Below are 17,046 nucleotides of genomic sequence, written 5' to 3'. Positions count from 1 at the left end.
GCGCCTGGTGCGCGCCGCGCGCATGTGGCTGGATCAGCGCCACCAGCGCCGCCCATGGCACCACGCGGTTCATCTCTTCAAGGAAGATCTCCTTGCGGATCTTCTTGGGCAGGGGATCGAACCCCAGCATCTGCTGCTGCTCGTGCGTCATGCTCGCCATCTTGCCTGCGGCTCGCTTCACGCGCCAGTCAGCGGCGGGGTTTTGCAGACCTTCCCTAACAGCCGTTTCACCCAGTTCTCAGCTTCATCGAGCAAGCGTTGTTGATGTTCCGTAGGGTTCATGGGAGGCTTCTGTTAGAGGAAAGTGAGAAATTCTGGCGTTGAACGCCGTCTAATCGACAATGAAAGACTATGACGAAGAGCCGCTCCTGGCCGATAACAGTCGCGAAGCATCTTAGTCTCTTCAAATTGCTTCGACTGGAGCAGCGCGGTGCGCTATCAAAGCAATACTTACGCGCGGTCGAAGGCCAAACGCTAAAGGCCAGTTTGGCCCAATGCACCTCATCAAATCGCCAGCGGGTCCACATCCACCAGCCAGCGGATCAGCCCCTTGTGCTCCGGCAGCGCCCGGGTGGCGTGCAGCAGCGTCTGCCATGCCGCCAGAAAATGCTGCAGCGCCGCGCGGTTCGGGCTTTCCAGCAACATCTGCGCGCGCTCGACGTTGGCCACGCGCTGCACGGCCAGCGGCACCGGCGGGAAGATGAAGACATGCTCCAGGCCCGGCAGCGCAGCAGCCTGCGCCGCGGCACCTGCGGCCGACAGGAAAGCCTGGGCGACCTCCTGCGTGCGGGCGTCGGCGCGCACCAGGGCCTGGTAGGCGAAGGGCGGCATGCCGGCTTCGGCGCGTTCGGCCAGCTGGCTGGCGGCGAAGGCGGGGTAGTCGTGGCGGCGCAGGGCGGCATACAAGGGGTGGTCGGCGTGCCAGGTCTGCACCCACATCTCGCTGGGCTGGCCGCCCTGGGCGGCCACGTATTGCGCGTCGCGGCCGGCGCGGCCGGCGGCCTGCATCAGCAGGGCGAAGAGCCGCTCGGGCGCGCGGAAGTCGCTGGAGAACAAGGCGCCGTCGGGCTGCACCGCCGCCACCAGCGTGATGCGGCGGAAGTCGTGCCCCTTGGCGATCATCTGCGTGCCGACCAGCACGTCCACCTCGCCGGCATGCACCTGGGCCAGCTGCGCTTCGAGCGCGCCCTTGGCGCGGGTGGTGTCGGCATCGATGCGGGCGACGCGGGCGGCGCGCCGCTCGGGGGTGATGACGTTGCGGAGCAGGGCGGCCAGTTGCTCTTCGAGCTGCTCGGTGCCCCGGCCGATGGGCGCGATGTCCGGGTTGCCGCAGGTAGGGCAGGCGTGCGGCACGCGCTGGGCGAAGCCGCAGTGGTGGCAGCGCAGGGACCGGTCGATCTTGTGGAACACCTGGTGGGCGCTGCAGTGCGGGCAGTCGCTCTTCCAGCCGCATTCGGTGCAGTGCAGCACGGGGGCGAAGCCGCGCCGGTTGAGCAGCACCAGGCACTGCTCGCCGCGCTCCACCCGCTCGGTGATGGCGGCCACCAGGGGCGGCGAAAACACGGTGCCCCGGGGCTGCTGGGCCAGATCGACCAGCCGCACACGGGGCAGGGCGCCGGCGCCGATGCGGCTGGGCATGGCCAGGCGCAGGTACCGCCCGCCGGCGTCGTCGCCCTGGGGCGGCCGGCTGGCGTGCCAGGTTTCCAGCGACGGCGTGGCCGAGCCCAGGATGACCTTGGCGCCCTGCTCGCGCCCGCGCCAGATGGCCAGGTCGCGCGCCGAATAGCGAGCGCCTTCCTGCTGCTTGTAGCTGGCGTCGTGTTCTTCGTCCACCACGATCATCGCCAGCCCCGGCAGGCTGGCGAACACGGCCATGCGCGTGCCCAGCACGATGCGCGCGGTGCCGGCATGGGCCGCCAGCCAGCTTTTCAGCCGCTGGGGGTTGGTCATGCCGCTGTGCAGGCTGACCACGCTGCCGGGGCCCCAGCGCCCCGCGAAGCGGGCGGTGAAGCGCTCTTCCAGCTGTGGCGTCAGGTTGATCTCCGGCACCATCACTAGTGCCTGCGAGGGCAGGCCGTCGGCGCGGTCGGCGGCCAGCGCCTGCTCCACGGCGTGCAGGTACACCTCGGTCTTGCCGCTGCCGGTGCTGCCATACAGCAGGAAAGGGCCGGGTTCGGCATGAATTTGGGCGCAGGCGCTGGACTGCTCTGGGCTCAGTGCTATGGTTTTCGAAGGCGATTCGTCGTCGCTGCCCGGCTCGACGTCCCCACCTGCGGCGGGCGTGGCGGGCCTGCGCAGGCGGCGCTCCAGTTGCTGGGGCGACAAATCGCGCAGCTGCGGAGGCAGAGCATTCAGCGCCACTTCGCCCACCGAGCGCTGGTAGTAGCGTGCGGCGAACGCCACCAGCCGCCGCCACGGCGCGGCCAGCGGGGGCAGGCCTTCCAGCACGCCCGCGATGGCCCGCGCCTCCATGCCGGGGGGCAGGGTGGCGGGCTCGGCGGGTGCGTCCCACACCACGCCCAGCACCTCGCGCCGTCCCAACGGCACGCGCACCAGGGTGCCGGGCTCGAGCGGGCGGTCGCTGGCGTAGCTCAGCAGGTCGCCCACGCTGCTGTGGGCGGGCGTCTGCACGGCCACAGGAACCAGCGTGTGGAGCGGAGCGGGGAGGGGAGCTGGAGTTGCAGGCACTTCTTCAGGGGCTGGTGTGCAAACAGGGGCTAAGTGGTTGATTCGTCAGGCAGTCCACAGGTATCCACCGTTTCTGTGGATAACTTTGTTGACATCCGTGGAGAACGGCCGGCCGAGCCGCATGGGTGTTGGGTTCCTAGCCGTTGCATGTTCTGCGGGCAAGGCGAAAAAACGTATATGAATCAAACCTCTTTGCTGCAGTGCAATGTACGGCGGCTGGGGCGGAGCGCGAAGCGCGATTCCGGGCTCGCTCGCCCGAATGTGTGCATAAGTCGCGTGTCAATAGCCTTCCCGCCGGCCCAGATGTGCTAGCACAGCCGCGCGCTGCAGGATTGTGCGTGCAGTTGCGGCGCCAAGTGCTTGATTTTTCACGTTTTGCCAGGAAATCCCGGCTTTCTGTGGATAACTTTGTTGATATCCCGCTGTGAATCGCTGCAAGGCCTTGATAACAAAGGATTTCGTTACATTGCCCGAAAAATCGCCAAACCCGATTGTCCTTATGAATCAATCACTTGGCAGCGGTGTGTGGAATTCCGCAGTTTTTCGGCCCGCCCGGCGCGGCTAGCACACATCCGGCTGCCGCCAGCCCATTTGTGTGCATAAGTCGACCGGATCTCGGCGGTGGGGTTCGGCTCGGCGCGCTTGTCGGCCCGCAGCCGCCGCGCGCCTGGGTGGCTCACCTTCCCGCACGCTGGGCGCGCGAGTGGCTGTGCACCGTCTCCACCAGCGCCGCCACATGTTCGGGCGGGGTGAACTGGCTGATGCCGTGGCCCAGATTGAAGATGTGCGTGGGGCCGGTGGTCGTCCGGTCGGTGTGGGGCGCGCCGAAGCTGTCCAGCACGGTCCGGGCCTCGGCCGCGATGGCCTCCGGCGGCGCGAACAGCACGTTGGGGTCGATATTGCCCTGCAGCGCCTTGCCCGGGCCGCCCGCCGTGCCGCCGACCAGGGTACGGGCGCGCGCCAGGTTGGCGGTCCAGTCCAGGCCCAGCACCTCGCAGTCCAGCCCGCCCATGGCCTCCAGCCAAAGCGCGCCGCCCTTGGTGAAGACGATGCGCGGCACGTCGGTGCCGTCCACGCCGGTGCGCTGCAGTTGCGACAGCACCCGGCGGGTGTAGGCCAGGCTGAAAGTGTGGAAGGCCGCATCGGCCAGCACGCCGCCCCAGCTGTCGAAGATCATGACGGCCTGCGCGCCGGCCGCGATCTGCGCGTTCAGGTAGGCGGCCACGGCGTCGGCGTTCACCGCCAGGATGCGGTGCATCAAGTCGGGGCGCGAATACATCAGCGTCTTGACGAGGCGATAGTCGTCGCTGCCCTTGCCCTCGACCATGTAACAGGCCAGCGTCCAGGGGCTGCCCGAAAAACCGATCAGCGGCACGCGCCCATCCAGCGCCCGGCGGATGGAGGTCACCGCGTCGAACACGTAGCGCAGCTTCTCCATGTCGGGCACGGCCAGCTGCGCCACGGCGGCCTCGTCGCGCACCACACGGGCGAAGCGCGGGCCTTCGCCCTCGGCGAACGACAGGCCCAGGCCCATCGCATCCGGCACCGTCAGGATGTCGCTGAACAGGATGGCCGCGTCCAGCGGAAAACGGTCCAGGGGCTGCAGGGTGACCTCGGTCGCGTAATCCACATTCGTCGCCAGCCCCATGAAGCTGCCCGCCCGCGCGCGCGTGGCCTTGTATTCCGGCAGGTAGCGGCCGGCCTGGCGCATCAGCCACAGGGGGGTGTAGTCGGTGGCCTGGCGGCGGCAGGCGCGCAGGAAAGTGTCGTTCTGGAGCGGGGCGAAAGTCATCCGGCCATTGTCGCAGGGCCGCATCGCCCGTTCGCCCCGCGTGGGCCAGGGCTTGATTCGGGTCAAGCCCAGCGGCATCGGGGGCCTTACCGGCATATGCAAATGACGGGCGATGATGTGGCCTGTGCCAGCATGCGCGCTTTCCTTTCTTGTGGCGCGCACCCTCGCGCGCTCGTTTTCGCAGCCTTCCCGTTTGGAGTCTTTCGATGACCTCTCGCCGCCTGTTCCTTGCCCGCTCCGCCCTGTGGGCTGGCGCGCCCTTGGCTGCGTCCGCGCCCGCCTGGTCGCAGGACAACACCTTGCGCATCGTCGTGGGCTACCCGCCCGGCGGCTCCAGCGACCGCGTCGCCCGCCTGGTGGCCGACGGCCTGCAGCGCGTGCTGGGCCAGACCGTGATCGTCGAAAACAAGGTGGGCGCCGGCGGCCGCATCTCGGCCCAGTACGCGAAGAACGCGCCCGCCCACCAGCCCATGCTGCTGCTGGCCAACCCGGCGGTCATGGTCGTGTCGCCCCTGGTGGTGGCCGACGTGGGCTACCAGCCCGAGCAGGACTTCGTGCCGGTGAGCGAGGTCAACAGCTACGTGTTCGGCGTGGCCGTGGCCACCGCCGTGCCCGTGCAGGAGCTGCAGCACCTGATGGCCTGGCTGCGCGCCAACCCGGCCCAGGCCAACATCGGCGTGCCGGCCACCGGCAGCCTGCCGCACTTCTTCGCGCTCATGCTGGGCAAGCAGGCCGGCGTCAACATCGAAGCCGTGGGCTACCGGGGCTCGGGCCCGCTCATCACCGACCTGCTGGGCGGCCAGGTACCCGTGGCGGTGGACACGCTCGACTCCCTGCAGCCGCAGTACGAAGCCGGCAAGCTGCGTCTGCTGGCGGTCTCCAGCGAGCAGCGCCTGACCGACTTTCCGAAGGTGCCCACGCTGCGGCAGGCCGGTGTCGATCTGGCCGCGTCGGGCTGGAACACCCTGTTCGCCAGCCGGTCCATGCCCGCCGCGCAGGTCGAACGCTATGCCGAGGCCGTGCAGAAGGTCATGAAAGACCCGGACGTGGTGCGCCAGTTCAAGTCCAGCCACCTCGACCCGGTGGTCAGCACGCCCGCCCAGACCCGCCAGCGCATCGCCGCGTATCAAAAGCAGTGGGAGCCCGTCATCCGCAACTCCGGCTACCGTCCATGAGCGCCGCCCGCCTGGAGCGCCCTGCCACTGGCACGGCAGGTCGCGCGGCCCCCTGGCCCAACATCGTCTTCATCGTGGCCGACGACCTGGGCTATGCCGACCTGGGATGCTACGGCGGCCGCGACGCCGCCTTCGGCCCCGTATCGCCAGTGCTGGACGGCCTGGCCGCCAACGGCCTGAAGCTCACCCAGGGCTATTCCAACTCGCCCGTCTGCTCGCCCACGCGCTTCGCGCTCATGACGGCGCGCTACCAGTACCGCCTGCGCGGCGCGGCGGAAGAGCCCATCCGCACTGCCACCCGCGGCAACGACCGGCTGGGCCTGCCGCCCGAACACCCTACGCTGCCCTCGCTGCTGAAAAGCGCCGGCTACCGCACCGCCCTCATGGGCAAATGGCATCTGGGCTACCCGCCGCATTTCAGCCCGTTGAGGTCGGGCTACGAGGAATTCTTCGGCCCCATGTCCGGCGGGGTGGACTACTTCACCCACTGCGGCGCCAACGGCACGCACGACCTGTGGTTCGGCGAAGAGGAAAAGGCGCAGGAAGGCTACCTGACCGATCTCATCACCGACTACTCGGTGGACTACATCGAGCGAATAGCCGAAGGCGCGAGAGAGCAGGGCACGCCGTTTTTCTTGAGCGTGCACTACACCGCCCCCCACTGGCCGTGGGAAACGCGCGACGACGAAGCCCTGGCCCACGAACTGCGCGACAGCCAACAGGCCATCTACCACCTGGCCGGCGGCAACGTGGAGACGTACCGCCGCATGATCCACCACATGGACGAAGGCATCGGCCGCATCATGGAAACGCTCCGCGCCCACGGCCTGGAGCGCGACACGCTCGTCGTCTTCACCAGCGACAACGGCGGCGAACGCTTCTCCGACAACTGGCCCCTGGTCGGCGGCAAGATGGACCTGACCGAAGGCGGCATCCGCGTGCCGTGGATCGCCCACTGGCCCGCCGCCATCGCCCCCGGCGGCACCAGCGCCCAGCCCTGCCTGACGATGGACTGGAGCGCGACGATGCTGGAACTGGGTGGCGCTCGGCCGCATCCTGATTACCCGTGGGACGGCCAAACGCTCGTGCCGCTGCTGGATGATGCTGGCTGGACGGCCGACCGCCCCCTGTTCTGGCGCATGAACCACCGCGGCCAGCGCGCCATGCGGCACGGCGACTGGAAATACCTGCGGGTGGATGGCGTGGATTACCTGTTCAACCTGTCGCAGGACGAGCGCGAGCGGGCCAACCTGGCGCCGCTGCAGCCGGCAAGGCTGGCAGAGATGGTGCAGGCGTGGGAAGCCTGGGAGGCGACCATGCCGCCGATTCCTGGGGATGCGACGGTGAGTCTTTGCTATACGGACAAGGACATGCCGGGGAGGTGATCTCTATTGAGTTGCCGGACCTCAAGCTTGTCGTTGATACCGCAACCTCACGGGCTTGAGCACGGCGGCGCTACGCAGCGGGACAGGCAGAACAAAGCCGCGACAATTTCCTGATGAACTGTGACGGCCCATGGAACTCAGAGTTGGACTTCGAAGAGATGGTGCGTTGCGCATTAGGCAGGGAAACAACCGCTGGAATCCATTCGCTCCGCTGTCCCGATGTGTACGTCGGCCGTTTGCGTGATTTGGCCTATCGGCCGCCAAGCCATCACCTTGGCTATTGGCAGCTGGCAGACAGCGCCACAGCACGCTACGGCCGCCCAGCTTCCCCGTGCCTTGTGCTCGTGCTGGAATCACCGCACGTCGATGAATTCGATCCCACGCACTGCTACACCCCGTGGCCAGCCAATGGACCAACCGGTCGGTCAATCGGGCGGTACGCTTCGCGACTCTCAGTCCTCCTCAATGTGCCACTGGACACAGGACTGGTGCTCCTCAACGCAATTCCATACCAATGTTCCCAAGGGAACAGCGGGGGAGGTTCGGAATGGCAGAAACGCAGAGATGAGGTTTTTTCGTACTCGTGGGCGCAAGCGTCGACCAAAGCGCTGTTTCACGCCAGGTTGCGGCACTGGGTGAGACCCGGCGACATGGTCGTGAATGCCTGCACGGCAGGGCTCCGCAGAACCAAGGCAAGGCTTCGCGATTTGGTGGATGCGGAGATGACCAAGGCCCTCGACACCACCGTGACCCGTTTTCGTATGCACCATCCGGCAGGCTGGAGGCGGCGCGACCTGGCCGAACACCTGATCGATTGCAAGTCGTGAATGCTCAAGCCCAGTGACGGGTCGCTGCACACGCTGCTTGCGGGCAAATCCGCAGGTATTCGGCTAATCCAACCCCCGCCCCTCCACCAACCGCACGACCAGCGGATGCATCACCTTCCTCGCACTGAAGATCAGGTGAAACTGCTCCTGCACCTCCGCCGTCGTCCCTACCGCCACCAACCCATGCGTGCGCGCCAGGTGCTCGCCCATCGACTCCGGCGCGGGCATCACGCCCATGCCGGTGCCGGCGAAGGTGGCCAGCAGGGCGCTGTCCTCGAATTCGCCGGCGATGCGCGGGCGGATGCGTTCGCGCTCCAGCCAGTGGTCGATGCGGGCGCGGGCGGCGGCGTGGTCGGTGGGTAGCAGCACGGGCACCACGGCCAGGCTGTGGGGGAAGCCGCTGGCAGCAGCCTCGGCCCAGGCGGGTGGGGCGTACCAGGCGATGGGGCTGGTGCCCAGCAGCTGGCTGGTGGTCTTGAGCGCCGGGTTGGGTGGGGCGGGGCGGTCGGCCAGCACGGCGTCCAGCTTGTGCAGCGCCAGCTCGCCCAGCAGGGGCTGGAACTCGCCTTCGTGGCAGAGCAGGCGTAGGTGGGGCGCGTCCAGCACGGGGGTGAGCAGGCGGTGCACGGCCACCTTGGCGATGCCGTCCGAAATGCCCAGGTTGAGCCGCAGCACGCGGCCGGTGGCGGCTTCGGCCACGCGGTGCTGCAACTGTTCGCCCAAAGCGAAGATCTGGTCGGCCTCGTGCATGGCGGCCACGCCGGCGTCGGTCAGCACCAGGTTGCGGCCTTCGGTGCGCAGCAGGGCGGTGCCCAGGTCTTTTTCCAGGGATCGCACCTGGGCGCTGATGGTCTGCACGGCCATGTCCAGGCGTTCGGCGGCCCGGGCCACGCCGCCTTCCTTGGCTACCACCCAGAAGTAGTACAGATGCCGGTAATTGAAGGTCTGGCTCATTTTTTGTAGGACGGAACAGGAAAACACTTCGCAAAAACCGAAGTGATCTTACGGCCGGGCTATCTTCCTTTGCGGGCGCGCAGGCTCGACAGTGCGGGTTCGTGTTTCGTATCCAAAAACGTCTCTTTCCCATCCACTCGACCCCCTCACCGCCATGACCACCACCCACCAATCGACCCTGGTGCCGCATGCCGCACCACCGGGCGCCGCGCCAGCCGGGCACGGCGCTTGTCCGGGGCTGACCGCCCGGGCTGCCCTGACGTCACCGCGCCGCGTGCGCCAGGAGGGCTGAAGCCATGGTGGAAACCATCGGAACCCCCATCATGTGGGCCGGCTTCGGCCTGTTCGTGGTCGTGGCCATCGCCATCGACCTGCTGGTCATGGAGCGCCAGGGCGCGCACAAGGTGACCATGAAAGAGGCGCTGAGCTGGAGCCTGCTGTGGTTCTCGCTGGCGTTCGTGTTCGTCGGCATTCTCTGGTGGTACCTCGACGGCGCACAGGGCCGGGAGGTGGCCAACACGGTGTCGATGCAGTTCATCACCGGCTACCTGGTGGAGAAGAGCCTGTCGGTGGACAACATCTTCGTCTTCCTGATGATCTTCAGCTACTTCGCCGTGCCGGCCGAATACCAGAAGCGCGCGCTCATCATCGGCATCATCGGCGCGATCGTGCTGCGCACGGTGCTGATCCTGGCGGGCGCCTGGCTGCTGGCCACCTTCCACTGGCTGCTGTACGTGTTCGGCGCTTTCCTGGTCATCACGGGCGTGAAGATGTGGATCGCCGCGGGCCAGGAGCCGGACATCTCCAGCAACCCGGTGCTGAAGTTCCTGCGCAAGCGCATCCGCATGTCGGACCACTTCGACGGCGAGAAGATGACCACCGTGGTGGGCGGCGTGAAGCTGTTCACCCCGCTCTTCGTGGTGCTGATCATGATCGGCGTGACCGACGTGATCTTCGCGGTGGACAGCATTCCGGCGATCTTCGCGATCACCAGCGATCCGTTCATCGTGCTCACGGCCAACATCTTCGCCATCCTGGGCCTGCGCGCGCTGTATTTCCTGCTGGCCGACCTGGCGGACCGCTTCCACCTGCTGGCCTACGGCCTGGCCCTGGTGCTGGTGTTCATCGGCTCGAAGATGCTGCTCATCGACGTCTACAAGATCCCGATCGGTTACGCCCTGCTGGTGACGGGCGCGCTGATCGCCGGCTCCATCGTCGCGTCGCTCTGGACCTCCCGCGGCAAGGGCGGCGGCGATGGCACCCCGCCGCCAGCCCTGCCGGGCGCGGGCGCCTGATCGGCGCCGTATCCGGAGCAGTCACACCATGGAGATGACGATGTTCGAGGCCGTGATGGCCACCATGCTGGCCGCGCTCGCGCTCACCACCTGGTTGAGCTGGCGCGCCGGCAACGAGCGCCGCGACGTGCGCTTGCTGGCGGGCCTGACCGGCGCCTGGGGCGCCGCCACCGCGGTGGCGGTCGCCCTGTGAGCTCCGCCGGGGCGCTGGCCGGCCGGGTGGCGCTGCCGCTGGCGCGCCTGATGACCGGCGTGCGCCGCTGGCTGCGCCGGCGGGAGCCGGCCACCCGCGCGCTGATGGACCGGCCCGCGCTCGCGCGGCTGCGTCCGTGGCTGGAGCGGCGCCAGCTGCTGTGCCTGCGCCGCGAGGCCCTGGCCCGCGGCACGGCGGCAGGCCTCTTCTGCGGCCTGATCCCCGGGCCGCTGCAGATTCCCGCTGCCGTCGCCACCTGCGCCGCATTGCGCGGCAACGCAGTGGCGGGGGCGGCGGTCACGCTCTACACCAACCCGCTCACCACGTTGCCGCTCTACGCCCTGGCGTTCCAGGTGGGCGCATGGGTGCTGCCGGGCGAGCAGCGGCTGCCGGCCTGGGAGGGGTTTTCCGCATCGGGCGGTGTAGAGGCCATGGCCACCTGGGTGCACGCATTGGGCGCGCCCCTGGCCGTGGGATTGCCGCTGCTGGCGCTGGGTTTCGCAGTGGCCGGCTACGCCACGGTGCAGGCCTTGTGGCTGGTGCCGGTGTGGCACCGGGCGCAGCGGATGCGTTGAAGCGGGAAAGCGGCGCGGCATTGGCGCGGAAGGCTTGCGGCGATGGCAGATGGCCGTTGGCCGATGGCCGGGGGCCGTTGGCCGAAGACGGACATCCCGGCGTGACGCTTCGCCGGGGGATGCGCAAAAAGCCGTGGGGCCGAGCGCGCTTTCTGCGCATCGAGGCACCCCCGGTGCGGGCGGGACATGCCTACACTGGCGGCTTGTGCGTGGCCGCCCCTTGCCGGCCACGGTCCGCCCTGTTGCTGGAGACCCTGCCGCATGCCGCTAGCCGTCCGCCGTTCGCGCCCGCCATCACCCGCTGGTCGGGCCGTGTCGCTGCCCTCGCGGCGGTGGTTGCATGCGTCGCCATCGTTGCCTGTGACCGCAGTGACCGCAGTGGCCGCTCTGCTCCTGTCACTGGTCGCGCTGCCGCCCATGGCCCGCGCCGCAGGGCAGCCGCCTGCGGCAGGGCCCGTCGTGTGGACCAATTCCCTCGGCATGCCGTTCGTTCGCATCCCCGCCGGCAGCTTTCGCATGGGCAGCGACGAGCCGGCCGAGCGCCTGGCGCGCGACTATCCGGGCATGGAGCCGGGCCGTCTCAGCTCCCTGGCCGACGAGGCGCCGGTGCACACGGTGCGCATCACCCGCGCCTTCTATCTGGGGCAGACGGAAGTCACGGTGGGGCAGTTCCGGCGCTTCGTGGAGGCGGCGGGCTACCGCGCCGAGTCCGACGCGGACGGCACCGGCGGCTACGGCTACAACCCCGCCTACGACCCTGACAAGAGCGCCCGGGGCGACGCCTTCGAGGGGCGCGACCCGCGCTATTCATGGCGCAACCCGGGCTTTGCGCAGGGCGACGACCACCCGGTGGTCAACATCACCTGGCACGACGCCCATGCCCTGGCGGCCTGGCTGAGCGCGGCCGAGGGCCACCGCTACCGCCTGCCCACCGAGGCCGAGTGGGAATATGCCTGCCGCGCCGGCCAGGCCGCGCGCTATGGGCATGGGGATGACCCCGCGGCGCTGGCGCGCAACGCCAACACCTTCGACCAGGACGCCGCCCCCTACTGGCCGCGCTGGCAGACGCAGGCCGTGCTGGGCCGCGACGGCCATGCGTTCACCGCACCGGTTGCCAGCTACCCGGCCAACGCCTTCGGTCTGCACGACATGTCGGGCAACGTGTGGGAATGGGTGTCCGACTGGCATGCAGACGATGCTTACGCGCACTCGCTGCGCGACGACCCGCAGGGGCCCGCCACGGGCACCGTGCGGGTGCGGCGGGGCGGCTCGTGGCACACCTGGCCGCTGTACGCGCGCTGCACCTACCGCAACTGGAACAGCCCCGATACCCGGTACACGCTGGTGGGCGTGCGGCTGGTGCGGGACGTGGACGCAGCACCCGCTGGGGCTGCGGCCGGCGCCCCGTCGGGTGCAGCGGGCCGCAAACGCTAGGCGGCCCGCCGGGCCCGCCCGCAGCTCGCTGCCGGTGCGCTGATTCAGGCCCGCCGTGCGGTAAACGCCGACAGCCCCGCCAGCACGATCAGCAGCGCGCCATAGCCCAGCGCCGTGGCGCGCAGCCCCCAGAGGCCGGTGAGCAGCCCGGCGGCGATGGCCGGCAGGCTGAAAGCCAGATAGCTCAGCACGAAGAAGCTGGCCATCAGGCCGGCCCGGTCATGCGCCGACGCCAGGGGCACCAGGCAGCGCACGGCCGCGTTGAAGCCCGCGCCAAAACCCAACCCCGCCACCAGCGTGCCACCGAAGAAGGCCACCGGGCTGTGCCAGGCCACCCCCGCCAGGGTGATCGCGAGCCCCACCACCAGCGCGGCGGCGCTGCCTTGCAGCACGCCGCGCGGCGGCCGTTCGCGCACGAAGCCGATGGCGACCGCCCCGGGCAGCACCAGCGCGGCGATCAGCAGCCCGCCGAGCAGCGGCGACGCGCTGCCCGAGACCAGCCGCGCCAGCGAAGGGCCGAGCGACAGGAAGAACCCGCCCAGCGCCCAGCCAGCGGTGCTGAGCGGCAGGATGCGCAGCAACGGAGCCCGCGCGGTCTGCGGCACATGCATGCTCGGTGCGAGCGACCGCCAGACGCCCGGACGGCGCGCCACGGTCTCCGGCAGCCAGCAGGCGGCGGCGCACTGCAGCGCGATCACCACCAGCAGCAGCTCGAACACCAGGTGGGTGGGCGAGGGCAGGTACTGCACCAGCATGCCGGTGCCCAAGGCGCCGATGGCCATGCCCACCATGGGCGCCACGCTGTTCATCAGCGGTCCGCGCACCGGGTGCAGGTCCACCAGCAGGGCGCTGAGCGCGCTGGTCGCCATGCCCGTGGCGACGCCCTGCAGCACGCGCGCCGCCAGCAGCCAGGCCACCGACTCAGCCCGCCAGAAAGCGACGATCGAGACGAATTCGAGCACCAGCGCCACGATGACCACGCTGCGCCGGCCGATGTGGTCCGACAGCGCGCCGAAGCACAGCAGCGCCCCCAGCAGCGCAAAGGCATAGCTGGAGAAGATGACCGTGAGGCTGAAGGCGGAAAAGCCCCACATCTCCCGATAGATCGCATAGAGCGGCGACGGCGCGCTCGATGCGGCGAGGAACATCATCAGCACGGACACGGCAAGCCACAGCGCGGCTCCGTGCCCCAGGCGGCGCGCCGGCCATGCAGGGGAGGAGGGAAAGGGGGGAAGGGCTGCGCTCATGGCTTAAACGCTAAAAAATTGCGTTAAGACAATTGTCGCACTAAAGCAAAGTCTTTGCTTTACGGCGCCGTCCGCGTGGCCCCCGCTCCTAGAATGCAGGCATGACGTCTGGAGCCACCCGATTGCGCCCCGGCGGGCGCAGTGCCCGCGTGCAGGCCGCCGTGCACCAGGCCGTGCACGACCTCACGGCGCTGCACGGCCGCGATGCGCTCACCATTCCGCAGATCGCCGCGCAGGCCGGCGTGACGCCGTCCACCATCTACCGCCGCTGGGGCGACCTGGTCGAACTGCTGGCGGATGTGTCGATCGAGCGCCTGCGCGACGAGGCCGAGCCGCCCGACACCGGCAGCGTGCGCGGCGACCTGCTGGCCTGGGGCGAGCAGTTCCTGGAAGAGATGTCTTCCGACCTTGGCCGCCAGGTGCTGAAGGACGTGCTCACCGCCAGCGGCTACGGCGACGGCTCGGCCCCCTGCCAGTGCCTGCAGATCACGGCCGGCCAGATCACGATGCTGGTCGAGCGCGCCCGGTCGCGGGGCCAGGCCACGCCGCCCGTGGACTGCGTGCTCGACACCCTGGTGGCGCCCATCATCTACCGCCTGCTGATGGGCGCCGGCACGCCCACCGGGCAGCAACTGGCGAAGTGGGTGGATGCGTGCCTGGCGCAGCCCGACGCAGCGGAACCGGCGGGCCGTTGAACCCGGCTGCGCGACCCCTCGTGCCCCGCAGGCGTCAGGGCCTCACAGGCTCTTGAGCGGCACCACGTCCTTGCCCTTGAAGGTGAACACCGTCACCGCCGAGGAGCGCAGGTCGTGCTTGTCGTCGTAGCTGTATTCGCCGCTCACGCCGGCGTACTTGCCACGGGCGATATGGTCGATGAGCTTCTTGGCGTCGGTGCTCTGGGTGGCCTCGATGGCGCCGGCCAGCAGGTTCATGCCGTCGTAGAACGCAGCGGCATAGGTCAGCGGTTCGCGCTTCCATTCGGCGCGGTAGCGTTCGATGAACTTCTGGCCCCTGTCGCTGCGGTCCAGCATCGAGCCGCCCTGCGTGCAGTACACGTTCAGGTTGCCCGCCACCTGCGACAGCGTGGCCGTCTCGGACGAGCAGATGCCGTCGCCGCCCAGCAGGGGCACGTTCAGGCCCAGCGCGCGCATCTGGCGCAGCATGGGGCCGCCCTGGGGCGAATAGCCGCCGTAGAACACCGCGTCCGCCTTGGCAGCGCGCACGTTGGTCAGGATGGCGGTGAAGTCGGTGGCCTTGTCGGTGGTGAATTCGCTCGCCACCACCTTCATGCCCTGGCGCTTGGCTTCGTCGGCGAATTCCTTCGCCACGCCCTGGCCGTAGGCCGTGCGGTCGTCGATGACGGCCACCGTCTTGAGCTTCAGGTCCTGCGCGGCATACACCGCCATCTTGGTGCCCAGCTGGTTGTCGCTCGCGCCGATGCGGAACAGGGGCCGGTAGCCCTGCTGCGTGATCTTGGGGTTGGAGGCGACGGTGAAGGTGACGATGTCGGCATCGGCCAGCACGCGCGATGCGGGCATCGTCACGCCCGAGTTGTAGGGGCCGAGCACGAACCGGATCTTCTTGTCGGCCAGGCGCTGGGCGATCTGCACGCCCTGCTTGGGGTCGGCGCCGTCGTCGTTGATGTCCAGCTCGAACTGCACCTTCTTGCCGCCGACCTGGATGCCACGGGCGTTCAGCTCCTTGATGGCCAGCAGCGCACCATCGCGGTTGTCCACGCCGTTGGCGGCCTGCGGGCCGGTGACGGGGCTCATGAAGCCCACCACGATGCGCTCCTGCGCGTGGCTGAAGCCGGCGGCGGCCAGGCTGGCGATGAGCAGGGTGGAGCGCAAAAGCATCTGTCGATTCACGGCATGTTCCTTGTGTCTTGTTGATTCAGGGTTGGCACCCGCTCCCGTCCGGGCGGGTGGCCTGGACGCAGCGGGTGCGGGAGTATGCCGCGAGCGGCGCCCGCTTTGTGCCGAGGCGAGCTCGGCCCGAAACGGGACGGCGTCAGGGCGTGGCCTGCGCCCATGGCGCCTGCCAGCCGCCCCCCAGGGCCTGCACCAGCGCGGCGGCGGCCAGCTGGCGGTTGACCTGCAGCTGCAGCAGCGCCCGCCGGGCCGACAGCGCGGTGATCTGTGCGGTGACCACTTCGGTGTAGCCGACCTGGCCCGCGCGATAGCGGTTCTGCAGCTGCGCTTCGGTCAGGCGGGCCGCGGTCACGGCTTCCTGGCGCAGTGGCTCCTGGGTCTCCAGCGTGCGGATGGTGCCGAGCTGGTCTTCCACACCCTGGAAGGCGGTCAGCACCGTCTGGCGGTAGCTGGCCGCGCGGGCGCCGCGCGCGGCCTGGGCGGCGTCCACCCGCGCCGCGATGGCGCCGCCGTCGAACACCGTCTGCGCGGCCGACAGGCCCAGCGACCAAAGCGCGCCCGAGGCGCTGAACAGGTCGCCCAGGCCCGAGCCGCTGCGCCCCAGCGACGCGGACAGGCTGAGGCTGGGGTAGTACGCCGCGCGCTGCACGCCGATCTGCGCATTGGCGGCGGCCACGGCGCGTTCGGCCGAGGCGATGTCCGGGCGGCGCTGCAGCAGCTCGGAAGGCAGGGTGGCTGGCACCTGCGGCACGCGGGCGATCCACGGCGCGGGTGGCAGGCTGAAGCTGCCGGGTGGCACCCCCGTCAGCACGGCGATGGCGTGTTCGTAGCGGGCGCGGTTCTGCTGCACGGCGGCCTGGTCGGCCTGGGCATTGGCCAGCTGGGTGCGGGCCTGCTGCACGTCGGAGGCGGGAGCGATGCCCGCCTCATAGCGGTTGCGGGTGATCTGCAGGCTGCGCTGGTAGGCCCAGGCGATCTCCTGCAGCAGCGCGATCTCGGTGTCGGCCTCGCGCAGCTGGAAATACGCGGCCACCAGCGAGCCCACGGCCGACAGGCGCGCAGAGGCCAGGTCCGCCTGGCTCGCCTGCGCGCTGGCCTGCGCGCCGCTCACCGCGCTGCCCAGGCGGCCCCACAGGTCGGGTGCCCAGCTGGCGCCCAGGGCCGCCTGCGCGGTCGTGCCGCGCCGGGCCGAACCCTCGCCGCCCGAGCGCGTCTCGCTGCCCGTGAGGTTGACCGACGGCAGCAGCCCCGCGCCCTGTTCGCGCACCAGCGCCTGGGCCTGCGCATAGGCCGCCACGGCGGCGGCGATGTTCTGGTTGGACAGCTGCACCTGCGCCGCCAGGCGGTTCAGGTCGTCGTCCTGGAACAGCGTCCACCAGTCGCCCCGGTCGATGGCGTCGGCCGGCTGCGCGGGCTGCCAGAGCGCACCCGCTGCGCTGACCGGGCCGGCTTCCTTGTAGGCGGCGGGCAGGGCGGCCACGTCGGGGCGCTGGTACACGGGCGCGACCGAGCAGGCGGCCAGCGGCAGCACGGCGAGCAGGCACAGGGCGCGCAGGCTGCGGGGAACGCGTCGGGAGGAAGGGGTGCGGCGGCCGGTGGTCATGAGAAGA

The 17,046-nt window shown here is 69.4% G+C and carries 14 protein-coding genes; 8 read left to right on the top strand and 6 right to left on the bottom strand.

What is annotated here, in order from left to right; genetic code table 11:
* Window positions 1-504 precede the first annotated feature (504 nt).
* Window positions 505-2,637, bottom strand: coding sequence for a primosomal protein N' (gene priA / locus ASF94_RS19650; protein WP_235505442.1), 2,133 nt, complete (start codon window positions 2,635-2,637; stop codon window positions 505-507).
* A 727-nt stretch (window positions 2,638-3,364) separates the two neighbouring features.
* Entirely contained in the window at window positions 3,365-4,480 is a 1,116-nt protein-coding gene (hemE, locus tag ASF94_RS19645; protein WP_056670654.1) for a uroporphyrinogen decarboxylase, read from the bottom strand.
* 206 nt (window positions 4,481-4,686) lie between these two features.
* Between hemE and ASF94_RS19640 the strand changes: the two genes are divergently transcribed.
* Window positions 4,687-5,655, top strand: a complete 969-nt coding sequence (locus ASF94_RS19640; protein WP_056670559.1) for a tripartite tricarboxylate transporter substrate-binding protein — start codon at window positions 4,687-4,689, stop codon at window positions 5,653-5,655.
* On the top strand, window positions 5,652-7,040 hold the full coding sequence (locus ASF94_RS19635; protein ID WP_056670557.1) for a sulfatase: 1,389 nt from the start codon (window positions 5,652-5,654) through the stop codon (window positions 7,038-7,040). Before ASF94_RS19640 ends, ASF94_RS19635 begins: the two co-directional genes overlap by 4 nt.
* An 890-nt stretch (window positions 7,041-7,930) precedes the next feature.
* Here the strand turns inward: ASF94_RS19635 and ASF94_RS19630 are convergent.
* Entirely contained in the window at window positions 7,931-8,821 is an 891-nt protein-coding gene (locus tag ASF94_RS19630; RefSeq protein WP_056670554.1) for a LysR family transcriptional regulator, read from the bottom strand.
* A 154-nt stretch (window positions 8,822-8,975) separates the two neighbouring features.
* On the opposite strand from ASF94_RS19630, the gene ASF94_RS21425 reads away from it, so the two are divergent.
* The 5 genes from ASF94_RS21425 to ASF94_RS19615 all read left to right on the top strand — a co-directional run bounded on the left by ASF94_RS21425 (window position 8,976) and on the right by ASF94_RS19615 (window position 12,318).
* On the top strand, window positions 8,976-9,113 hold the full coding sequence (locus tag ASF94_RS21425) for a hypothetical protein (protein WP_156382602.1): 138 nt from the start codon (window positions 8,976-8,978) through the stop codon (window positions 9,111-9,113).
* Window positions 9,114-9,117: 4 nt separating this feature from the next.
* On the top strand, window positions 9,118-10,116 hold the full coding sequence (locus tag ASF94_RS19625; protein WP_200933158.1) for a TerC family protein: 999 nt from the start codon (window positions 9,118-9,120) through the stop codon (window positions 10,114-10,116).
* 28 nt (window positions 10,117-10,144) lie between these two features.
* Entirely contained in the window at window positions 10,145-10,309 is a 165-nt protein-coding gene (locus ASF94_RS21420) for a hypothetical protein (protein ID WP_156382601.1), read from the top strand.
* Window positions 10,306-10,884 carry a DUF2062 domain-containing protein gene (locus ASF94_RS19620; RefSeq protein WP_056670552.1) on the top strand — a complete coding sequence of 193 codons (579 nt, stop codon included), beginning with the start codon at window positions 10,306-10,308 and terminating at the stop codon, window positions 10,882-10,884. Before ASF94_RS21420 ends, ASF94_RS19620 begins: the two co-directional genes overlap by 4 nt.
* Before the next feature lie 417 nt (window positions 10,885-11,301).
* The gene (locus ASF94_RS19615; RefSeq protein ID WP_056670648.1) at window positions 11,302-12,318 is read left to right on the top strand and encodes a formylglycine-generating enzyme family protein; all 1,017 of its coding nucleotides are present in this window, start codon (window positions 11,302-11,304) and stop codon (window positions 12,316-12,318) included.
* A gap of 44 nt (window positions 12,319-12,362) precedes the next feature.
* On the opposite strand, the gene ASF94_RS19610 is transcribed toward ASF94_RS19615, so the two are convergent.
* Window positions 12,363-13,565 (bottom strand): MFS transporter, encoded by a 1,203-nt coding sequence (locus ASF94_RS19610; protein ID WP_056670549.1) that lies wholly within the window; start codon window positions 13,563-13,565, stop codon window positions 12,363-12,365.
* Between the two features lie 101 nt (window positions 13,566-13,666).
* Here ASF94_RS19610 and ASF94_RS19605 point away from each other — a divergent pair, with 101 nt between their 5' ends.
* Window positions 13,667-14,260: a TetR/AcrR family transcriptional regulator gene (locus tag ASF94_RS19605; protein ID WP_056670546.1), complete on the top strand. Its 594-nt coding sequence runs from the start codon at window positions 13,667-13,669 to the stop codon at window positions 14,258-14,260.
* Window positions 14,261-14,302: 42 nt separating this feature from the next.
* Here the strand turns inward: ASF94_RS19605 and ASF94_RS19600 are convergent, their stop codons facing one another.
* On the bottom strand, window positions 14,303-15,421 hold the full coding sequence (locus tag ASF94_RS19600; protein WP_056670543.1) for a branched-chain amino acid ABC transporter substrate-binding protein: 1,119 nt from the start codon (window positions 15,419-15,421) through the stop codon (window positions 14,303-14,305).
* 154 nt (window positions 15,422-15,575) lie between these two features.
* Window positions 15,576-17,039, bottom strand: coding sequence for an efflux transporter outer membrane subunit (locus tag ASF94_RS19595; protein WP_056670541.1), 1,464 nt, complete (start codon window positions 17,037-17,039; stop codon window positions 15,576-15,578).
* Window positions 17,040-17,046 lie beyond the last annotated feature (7 nt).

The sequence above is a fragment of the Acidovorax sp. Leaf160 genome (genome assembly GCF_001424265.1).
Classification (GTDB): domain Bacteria; phylum Pseudomonadota; class Gammaproteobacteria; order Burkholderiales; family Burkholderiaceae_C; genus Paracidovorax.
Note: the sequence above shows the minus strand (reverse complement) of the source record. Positions and strands in the feature narration are given on the sequence as shown.

Bases quoted from the DNA above. Each gene is read 5' to 3' on its own strand.
- hemE (WP_056670654.1), bottom strand. From the start codon at position 4,480: ATGACTTTCGCCCCGCTCCAGAACGACACTTTCCTGCGCGCCTGCCGC.
- ASF94_RS19640 (WP_056670559.1), top strand. From the start codon at position 4,687: ATGACCTCTCGCCGCCTGTTCCTTGCCCGCTCCGCCCTGTGGGCTGGC.
- ASF94_RS19635 (WP_056670557.1), top strand. From the start codon at position 5,652: ATGAGCGCCGCCCGCCTGGAGCGCCCTGCCACTGGCACGGCAGGTCGC.
- ASF94_RS19630 (WP_056670554.1), bottom strand. From the start codon at position 8,821: ATGAGCCAGACCTTCAATTACCGGCATCTGTACTACTTCTGGGTGGTA.
- ASF94_RS21425 (WP_156382602.1), top strand. From the start codon at position 8,976: ATGACCACCACCCACCAATCGACCCTGGTGCCGCATGCCGCACCACCG.
- ASF94_RS19625 (WP_200933158.1), top strand. From the start codon at position 9,118: ATGGTGGAAACCATCGGAACCCCCATCATGTGGGCCGGCTTCGGCCTG.
- ASF94_RS21420 (WP_156382601.1), top strand. From the start codon at position 10,145: ATGGAGATGACGATGTTCGAGGCCGTGATGGCCACCATGCTGGCCGCG.
- ASF94_RS19615 (WP_056670648.1), top strand. From the start codon at position 11,302: ATGGCCCGCGCCGCAGGGCAGCCGCCTGCGGCAGGGCCCGTCGTGTGG.
- ASF94_RS19610 (WP_056670549.1), bottom strand. From the start codon at position 13,565: ATGAGCGCAGCCCTTCCCCCCTTTCCCTCCTCCCCTGCATGGCCGGCG.
- ASF94_RS19605 (WP_056670546.1), top strand. From the start codon at position 13,667: ATGACGTCTGGAGCCACCCGATTGCGCCCCGGCGGGCGCAGTGCCCGC.
- ASF94_RS19600 (WP_056670543.1), bottom strand. From the start codon at position 15,421: ATGCTTTTGCGCTCCACCCTGCTCATCGCCAGCCTGGCCGCCGCCGGC.
- ASF94_RS19595 (WP_056670541.1), bottom strand. From the start codon at position 17,039: ATGACCACCGGCCGCCGCACCCCTTCCTCCCGACGCGTTCCCCGCAGC.